The following is an 8,754-nucleotide window of genomic DNA, read 5'->3' as shown; positions in this document are numbered from 1 at the left end:
CGCTGGACACCGCAGACGTAGGCCAGAAAACCGACGCCGGTTAAATGGCGCGTCACGGCCCAGAATCGCGCCATCTATCTATCCATGCCGTGGATCAAGCGTGTCGACCAAGGTCGACACCCACCAGGAGCAGCATGCCGACCAACGGTCGGCACCTACCAACAGCAGCGGGAAACTGTCGAAGGCGGGGTGGGTCCGGTTGCGGGGGTGTCCGCGGCATGGATGCCGCGGCCAAGCCCCCAAGGACGGGTTTACGGCGTCCCCCGCAACCGGACCCACCCGGCCACCCCTCAGGAAGCCAGCTTTTGACGTTGACGTTGACGTTGACGTTGACGTTGCCTCTGCGGGTGCAGGGCCGCAGGCCCTGCCGCTACCCCTCTTCCCGGCGCCCGCGCAGGATGTCCCGGAACCACTGCCGGTGATGCTTGTACGCCCACCCGTAGGTCACCTTGCCCTGGGTCATCGCCCGCACCGACCCCTTGATCCAGATCGCCGCATAGATGTGCACCACGATCGCGCAGATCAGCACCCAGCCGAACAGCGCATGGGCAAGCACCGAGAAGCGGATCACCCCGATCGGGAAGAAGTGGCTGAAGTACTGCCGCCAGATCACGAAGCCGGTCAGCAGCAGCGCCGACAGGCATCCGATGATGGCCCAGAACAACAGCTTCTGGCCGGCATTGAAACGGCCCACCGGCGGCAGCTTCTCATCCTCGTTGCGCAGTACATCGCGCATGCCGCGCATCCACGCGCGGTCGTCGGCGGTCGGCAGGTTATCGCGCCACATGCGGAAGGCCAGCAAGGCAAAGCCCACCACCATGGCCAGGCCAACGAACGGGTGCAGGATGCGCGTCCACGGTCCACCACCGAACAGCTGGGTCAACGGGAACAGAGCAGGGTGGAACAACGCCAACCCGGACAGCGCGGTCAGCACGAAGCAGATCGCCACGATCCAGTGATTGATGCGGGTCGGCGCACGGTAGCGGATGATCTGGCGCGGGTGCGGGGCGTACTTCATGGCCGCTGCTCCTCTTCGATCTGCTTCGCCTCGTGTTCGGCTTCCTCTTCTTCCTCGTCATTGACCGTGTTGCGGCCGATGCCGATGTAATGCAGGAAGCCGGCGAAGGCGGTGGCGGCGATCGCCAGCACGCCCAGCGGCTTGGCCACGCCCTTCCAGACCTCCACCATCGGGCTGATGCGTGGGTCCTTGGGCAGATCGGCGTACAGCTCGGGTTTGTCCACATGCTGCAGCACGTACATCACGTGGGTGCCACCCACGCCCTGTGGGTCGTACAGGCCGGCGTTCTCGTAGCCGCGCGATTTCAGGTCTTCCACACGGCCGGCCGCATGTTCGGTCATCGCCTGCTTGCTGCCGAAGGTGATCGCGCCGGTCGGGCAGGTCTTCACGCAGGCCGGTTCCTGGCCCACTGCCACCCGGTCCGAACACAGCGTGCACTTATAGGCCTTGTGGTCCTTCTTGGAAATGCGCGGCACGTCGAACGGGCAACCGGTCACGCAGTAACCGCAGCCGATGCAGTTTTCTTCCTGGAAGTCGACGATGCCGTTGGCGTACTGGATGATCGCGCCGGGCGATGGGCAGGCCTTCAGGCAGCCCGGATCGCTGCAGTGCATGCAGCCTTCCTTGCGGATCAGCCACTCCAGCTTGCCCTTCTCGTCCTCGTACTCGCGGAACTTCATCACCGTCCACGACTGGTCGCTGAGGTCTGGCGGATTGTCATAGCTGCCAACGCAGCTGCCCACTTCGTCGCGCAGGTCGTTCCACTCCATGCACGCGACCTGGCAGGCCTTGCAGCCGATGCATTTGCTCACGTCGATCAGCTTGGCGACCTGGCCGGTGTGCGCGCTGCGCGCCTGTGGCGACGGCGTGGTGGTGGCCGAGCGGCGGATGATGTCCAGCGATTGCAGTGACATGGCGTGTCTCCTACACCTTCTCGACCTTGACCAGGATGCACTTCGATTCGGGCGTCTGCGAGTTGCCGTCACCGATGGCGTTGGTCAGCGTATTGGCGATGTAGCCGGGTTTGGCCGCACCGAGGAAACCCCAGTGGATCGGAATGCCCACCTGGTGCACGGTCTTTCCATCGATCTGCAGGGCCTTGATGCGCTTGGTCACCATCGCAACGGCTTCGATATGGCCGCGCTTGGAACTCACGCGCACGCGGCTGCCGTTGTTGATGCCCAGCTCGTCGGCCAGTGCAGCACCGATTTCGACGAACTGTTCGGGCTGGATGATGGCGTTGAGCTTGCCGTGCTTGGTCCAGAAGTGGAAATGCTCGGTCAGGCGGTAGGTAGTGGCCACGTGCGGGAACTCGTCCGGCGAACCGATCTGGGCACGGTCGCTGGCGAACACGCGCGCGGCCGGGTTGTTGAGCGTCTGCGCCTGGCCCGGGCTGAGCGGGTTGCTGCGCAGCGGAGTATCGAAGGGCTCGTAGTGCTCCGGGAACGGGCCTTCGGCCATGCCGGCCTTGGCGAAGAAGCGCGCGATGCCTTCCGGGTTCATGATGAACGGGCCCATGCCGCCGGCCGGGTCTTCGTCGGCCTTGAAGTCCGGCACGTCCACGCTACCCCAGTTCTTTCCGTTCCAGGCCAGCAGCGTGCGCCGCGGATCGAAGGGCTGGCCGGCCACGTCGCACGAGGCGCGGTTGTACATCACGCGGCGGTTGGCTGGCCACGCCCAGGCCCAGCCCAGCGTGTTGCCGATGCCGGTGGGGTCGCTGTTGTCGCGCCGCGCCATCATGTTGCCGGTCGGGCCCCAGGCACCGATGTAGATCCAGCAGCCAGAGGAGGTGCTGCCGTCGTCGCGCAGGTCGCCGAACGCGGCCAGCTGCTCACCGGCCTTGCGCACCAGCTTGGTCGGGTCCTTCGGATCGAACACGTCGGCCAGCGCCTTGCCGTTGTATTCCATCGCCAGTTCTTCCGGCGTCGGCAGTTCCGGGTTGGAATACTTCCAGGCCAGGTCGCGCACCGGCTCCCACCACGCACCGCCGTCCTTCTCGTACATCGCTTTGATGCGATGGAACAGCTCGGACATGATCTCGATGTCGCTGCGCGCTTCGCCCGGCGGATTGGCCCCCTTCCAGTGCCACTGCAGCCAGCGCGAGGAGTTCACCACCGCGCCGTTCTCCTCGGCGAAGGAAGTGGTCGGCAGGCGGAACACTTCGGTCTGGATCGCGCTCGGGTCGACGTCGTTCAGCGCACCGTGGTTCTGCCAGAACGCGATGGTCTCGGTTTCCAGCGGGTCCATGCTGACCATGAACTTCAGCTTGGAGAACGCACTGATCAGCTTGCCCTTGTTCGGCGCCGAGGCCAGCGGATTGAAGCCCTGGCAGATGTAGCCGTGGATCTTGCCTTCGTTCATCAGCTCGTACGCCTGCAGCATGTCGTACGGCTTGTCGAGCTTGGGCAGGTGGTCGAAGCACCAGTTGTTGTCGGCGGTGGCAGCGTCGCCCCACCACGACTTCATCAGGCTGACGTGGAACTTCGGGTAGTTCTGCCAGAACGACATCTGGTTGGCGCGCAGTGGCTTCTGCGTGCGCTTGGCGATGTAGGCGTCGTAGTCCTGCTCGTCCTGTTTCGGCAATGTCAGGTAGCCGGGCAGCAGGTCGGACATCAGGCCGATGTCGGTCAGGCCCTGGATGTTGGAATGCCCGCGCAAGGCGTTCATGCCACCACCGGCCACGCCGATGTTGCCCAGCAGCAGCTGCACCATGGTGCCGGCACGCACGTTCTGCGCACCCACCGAGTGCTGCGTCCAGCCCAGCGCGTACAGGATGGTCATCGCCTTGTCCTTGCCGGCGGTGGACGCGATCATCTCCCAGACCTGCCGGATGCTGTCGGCGGGCGTGCCGCAGATGCGCTCGACCATCTCCACGGTGTAGCGCGCGTAGTGCTGCTTGAGCAGGTTGTAGACGCAGCGCGGGTCCTTCAGCGTCGGGTCGCTGCGCACGAAGCCATCGTCACCGTAGGCATAGTCCCAGCTGGAACGGTCGTAGCTGCGCTTTTCTTCGTTGTAGCCCGAATACAGGCCGTCCTTGAAGGCGAACTCGTCCTTCACCAGGAACGACATGTCGGTGTAGTTCAGCACGTACTCGTGCTGGATGCGGTCCTCGGTCAACAGGTAGTTGATCAGGCCGCCCAGGAACACGATGTCGGTACCGGTGCGGATCGGCGCGTACACGTCGGCCACCGCGGCCGAGCGGTTGAAGCGCGGATCGACCACGATCAGCCGGGCCTTGTTGTGTGCCTTGGCCTCGGTCACCCATTTGAACCCGCACGGGTGCGCCTCGGCGGCATTGCCACCCATGATCAGGATCAGGTCGGCATTCTTGATGTCGACCCAGTGATTCGTCATCGCACCACGGCCTAGCGTCGGGGCAAGACCTGCCACCGTCGGGCCGTGTCAGACACGTGCCTGGTTGTCGAATGCCAGCATGCCAAGGGAGCGGACGACCTTGTGGGTCAGCACCGCGGTTTCATTGCTGGTGGCCGAGGCTGCCAGCATGCCGGTGGTCAGCCAGCGGTTGACCGTCTGCCCGGCCTCGTTCTTCTGCACGAAATTGGCATCGCGGTCTTCCTTCATCAGCCGTGCGATGCGGTCCAGCGCATCGTCCCAGCTCAGCCGCTTCCACTCGTTCGAGCCGGGCGCGCGGTACTCGGGGTAGAGCAGGCGCGACTTGCTGTGGATGATGTCGGCCAGGCCGGCACCCTTCGGGCACAGCGTGCCGCGGTTGACCGGATGGTCCGGGTCGCCTTCGATATGGAAGATGCTCGGCTCGGCGTTCTTGGCGCCATCGCCGAGGCTGTACATCAGGATGCCGCAGGCCACCGAACAGTAGGTACAGGTGTTGCGGGTCTCGGTCGCGCGGGTCAGCTTGTACTGCCTGACCTCCGCGAGCGCGATGCCGGGCGCGAAGCCCATCAGTGCCAGACTGGAGCCGACCAGGGTTGTCCCGGTCACTTTCAGGAACTGGCGGCGGCTCATCGATGGCATGCCGTTCTCCTGGGATGGCGGGGAGGCGCAGGCCTCCGGGCTGTCGTTGGGTACGGCCCGGTTATAGCACAGGCCCCCGCACGCCCATGTGGCACAAGGCCCGGCGCCTGCCGGGCGGGCGCGCAACGGGGCGGCTCTGGTAAAGTTGCGTGCCCGCCCCCCGGGGAAAGCGTCTGCCGGGCCTGGTTCCAGAATGTTCCGCGCAGCCCCCGCCGTCCTGGCGCGATCCTCCGCGCCGGATCTGGAACATCGAGGAAAAATTTTGCGAAATCAACCCGTTGGATCCCCCGCATGAGCGCACCGTCGAAGCCGTCGGAGGCCGTTGCGCGCGGCACGCTGTACATCGTTGCCGCCCCGTCCGGTGCCGGCAAGAGCAGCATCGTCAATGCCACCCTGGCGCGTGACCCGCAGATCGCCCTGTCGATCTCCTTCACCTCGCGTGCGATGCGCCCGGGTGAAGTGAACGGCCAGCACTACCATTTCGTCTCTGCGGAAAAGTTCGAGGAAATGATCGCCGCCGGCGACTTCTTCGAGCATGCCTGGGTGCATGGCGACTGGAAGGGCACCGCCCGCCAATCAGTTGAACCGCAGCTGGCCGCCGGCCAGGACGTGCTGCTGGAGATCGACTGGCAGGGCGCGCAGCAGGTGCGCCAGCTGGTGCCGGGCACGGTCACCGTGTTCATCCTGCCGCCGTCCAAGCAGGCCCTGCAGGACCGCATGCGCAAGCGCGGCCAGGACAGCGAGGCGGTCATCGCCCAGCGCCTGGGCGCGGCCCGTGACGAGATGCTGCACTTCAACGAGTTCGACTACGTCATCGTCAACGAGGTGTTCGACACCGCCGTCGACGAGCTGTGCGCCATCTTCACCGCCAGCCGCCTGCGCCGGGAGGCCCAGAAGGTCCGCCACGCCGGCCTGATCCAGGCCCTGTTGACCCCTGATTCGGGCGCAACTGACTGATTCCAAAAGAATCGGGTGAGGGTTGGCTTGATTTTGTCCAGCCCCTGCCAGTACACTCCGTCCCCTTTCCCTCATTCGACTGAGCGGCCGACCGGTCGCCGGGAGCCCGTATGGCCCGCATCACCGTAGAAGATTGCCTGGAAGTCGTTAACAACCGTTTCGAACTGGTCATGATGGCTTCCAAGCGTGCCCGCCAGCTCGCCAACGGCGTGCAGGCCACGCTGGACAACAGCGAGACCGAGGACAAGCCGACCGTGCTGGCGCTGCGCGAAATCGCCGCCCGCAAGATCGACAACGCGCTGATCGACGAAGTCGAGAAGGCCGAGCGTGAGCGCGCCGAGCGCGAAGCGCTGGAGTGGGCCGCCGCCGAAGTGGTCGCCGACGAAGACATGTCCAAGAACGACGATTGATCGCATCGATCAACGTCATTGCTGGATCGCCGAACAGCCCGCCCCGTGCGGGCTGTTTCGCATTCAGGATTTGCCGTAAACGTCGCGCTGGAATAGGCTTCGGGCATGAACCCAGGCCCCACTGCCAAGGTCGCCGCAGCCCCCGCTGCCGCCGTACCCGACTACGTCCTCCAGCTTGAACGCGCCGCCCATTACCTGCCGCCGGAACAGCTGCCGCTGTTGCGCCGCGCCTGGGAAGTCGGAGCCGCCGCGCACGCTGGGCAGACGCGCAAGTCGGGCGAGCCCTATATCACCCATCCGGTGGCCGTGGCCCAGGTGCTGGCCGAGCTCGGCCTGGACGTGGAAGCGCTGATCGCCGCGATCCTGCACGACACCATCGAAGACACCCCGCTGACCCGTGAGGCGCTGGCTGCCGAGTTCGGCGAAGCCGTGGCCGAACTGGTCGACGGCGTGACCAAGCTGGACAAGCTGAAGTTCCGCGACCGCCAGGAAGCGGCCGCCGAGAGCTTCCGCAAGATGCTGCTGGCAATGTCGCGCGACCTGCGCGTGATCATGATCAAGCTGGCCGATCGCCTGCACAACATGCGCACGCTGGGCGCGCAGAGCCGCGAAGCGCGCGGCCGCATCGCCCGCGAGACGCTGGAGATCTATGCGCCCATCGCCCAGCGCCTGGGCATGAGCCTGGTCAAGAGCGAGTTGCAGAACCTGGGCTTCAAGGCGCTGTATCCGTGGCGCCACGCGATCCTGGAAAAGCACATCCGCAGCCAGCCGGTGGTACGCCGTGAAGCGCTGGCACAGGTGGAAGTTCAGCTGTCGCAGCGGCTGGCGAAGGAAGGCATCGAGCACCGCCTGGTCAGCCGCATCAAGACGCCGTGGAGCATCTACAACAAGATGCGCGACGAGAACAAATCCTTCGACCAGGTGATGGACGTGTTCGGCTTCCGCCTGGTCGTGCGCAGCGTGCCCAGCTGCTACCACGCGCTGGGGTCGGTGCATGCCACCTTCAAGCCGCTGGATGGCCGCTTCCGCGATTTCATCGCCATTCCCAAGGCCAATGGTTACCAGTCGCTGCACACGGTGCTGTTCGGGCCGTATGGCTCGCCGATCGAAGTGCAGATCCGTACCGAGGAAATGGACCTGATCGCCGAACGCGGCGTGGCCGCGCACTGGACCTACAAGTTCGGCGGCGATTCACCCAACAGTGCGCAGAGCCGTGCGCACGCCTGGATCGTCGAACTGATCGATTCGCAGCGTGCTGCCGGTTCCTCGCTGGAGTTCCTCGACAACGTCAAGGTCGACCTGTTCCCGGACGAGGTCTACCTGTTCACCCCGAAGGGCAAGATCCTGGCGCTGCCGCGCAACTCCACCGCGCTCGATTTCGCCTACGCCGTGCATACCGACGTCGGCAACATGGCCGTGGCCTCGCGCGTGGACAAGAAACTGGTGCCGCTGCGTACCAAGCTGGTGTCGGGCCAGTCGGTGGAGATCATCACCGCACGCTCGGCCACGCCGAAACCGCAGTGGCTGGAATTCGTGGTCACCAGCAAGGCGCGCACCGCCATCCGCCACCAGCTCAAGCAGCTGGAGCACGAGGACGCCGTGCAGCTGGGCCACCGCATGCTCGACCGCGCGCTGGAAGCGATGGATTCGTCGCTGGAACGGCTGCCGAAGGGGCGCCTGGATGCGTTCCTGGCCGAGCATCGTTTCCCACGCCTGGAGGCGCTGCTGGCCGAGGTCGCACTGGGCAACTGGATGCCGACCCAGGCCGCGCAGGCGCTGATGGCCTACGCCGAACTGCGTGGCGGCCCGCATTCGCGCCACCACTCGCAGGAAAAGATCCTGATCAACGGCAGCGAGCGCGGCGTGGTCACCTTCGCCGGCTGCTGCCAGCCGATTCCCGGCGACGAGATCATGGGCTACCACACCGCCGGCAAGGGCATCGTGGTGCACCGCATGGACTGCCCGAACCTGGCCGAACTGCGCAAGTCGCCCGAGCGCTGGGTGCCGATCGGCTGGGACACCACCGTTTCCGGCGACTACGACACCTCGCTGGTGGTGGAAGTGGAGAACGGCACCGGCGTGCTGGCGCAGCTGGCTGCCGCCATCGCGCAGAGCCATTCCAACATCGAGCGCGTGGATTACCTGGACCGCGACTTCAACGCCGCCGTGCTGGCGTTCAACATCCAGGTACGCGACCGCAACCACCTGGCCGAAGTGATGCGCCGCCTGCGCCGCTTGTCGGTCGTGCAATCGGTACGCCGGCAGTAGAGCCACGCCATGGGTGAATGCTTTCTGTAGAGCCGAGCCCATGCTCGGCTGCTCCAGCCCGAGGCAGCCGAGCATGGGCTCGGCTCTACAGACGGCGCATCACATGAC

General features: G+C 65.3%; 6 protein-coding genes. 3 read left to right on the top strand and 3 right to left on the bottom strand.

Annotated features, from left to right (window positions below; genetic code table 11):
• Nucleotides 1–370: 370 nt before the first annotated feature.
• The 3 genes from ARC63_RS00435 to fdnG are packed head-to-tail and all read right to left on the bottom strand — an operon-like array spanning nucleotide 371 to nucleotide 5,011.
• Nucleotides 371–1,018, bottom strand: coding sequence for a formate dehydrogenase subunit gamma (locus tag ARC63_RS00435; RefSeq protein WP_043400330.1), 648 nt, complete (start codon nucleotides 1,016–1,018; stop codon nucleotides 371–373).
• Entirely contained in the window at nucleotides 1,015–1,932 is a 918-nt protein-coding gene (fdxH, locus tag ARC63_RS00430; protein WP_010484042.1) for a formate dehydrogenase subunit beta, read from the bottom strand. Before fdxH ends, ARC63_RS00435 begins: the two co-directional genes overlap by 4 nt.
• Before the next feature lie 10 nt (nucleotides 1,933–1,942).
• Complete coding sequence (gene fdnG, locus ARC63_RS00425; RefSeq protein ID WP_139042347.1) at nucleotides 1,943–5,011, bottom strand: formate dehydrogenase-N subunit alpha; 3,069 nt, start codon at nucleotides 5,009–5,011, stop codon at nucleotides 1,943–1,945.
• Nucleotides 5,012–5,302: 291 nt separating this feature from the next.
• Between fdnG and gmk the strand changes: the two genes are divergently transcribed.
• From gmk to ARC63_RS00405, 3 genes are all read left to right on the top strand, one after another.
• Nucleotides 5,303–5,968, top strand: a complete 666-nt coding sequence (gene gmk / locus ARC63_RS00415; protein ID WP_010484044.1) for a guanylate kinase — start codon at nucleotides 5,303–5,305, stop codon at nucleotides 5,966–5,968.
• Between the two features lie 110 nt (nucleotides 5,969–6,078).
• Nucleotides 6,079–6,378, top strand: coding sequence for a DNA-directed RNA polymerase subunit omega (gene rpoZ / locus ARC63_RS00410; RefSeq protein ID WP_005410877.1), 300 nt, complete (start codon nucleotides 6,079–6,081; stop codon nucleotides 6,376–6,378).
• A gap of 105 nt (nucleotides 6,379–6,483) precedes the next feature.
• Complete coding sequence (locus tag ARC63_RS00405) at nucleotides 6,484–8,646, top strand: RelA/SpoT family protein (RefSeq protein ID WP_010484045.1); 2,163 nt, start codon at nucleotides 6,484–6,486, stop codon at nucleotides 8,644–8,646.
• Nucleotides 8,647–8,754: the final 108 nt, after the last annotated feature.

Origin of the sequence: Stenotrophomonas geniculata ATCC 19374 = JCM 13324 (assembly GCF_001431625.1) — a bacterium.
GTDB classification, from domain to species: domain Bacteria; phylum Pseudomonadota; class Gammaproteobacteria; order Xanthomonadales; family Xanthomonadaceae; genus Stenotrophomonas; species Stenotrophomonas geniculata.
Note: the sequence above shows the minus strand (reverse complement) of the source record. Positions and strands in the feature narration are given on the sequence as shown.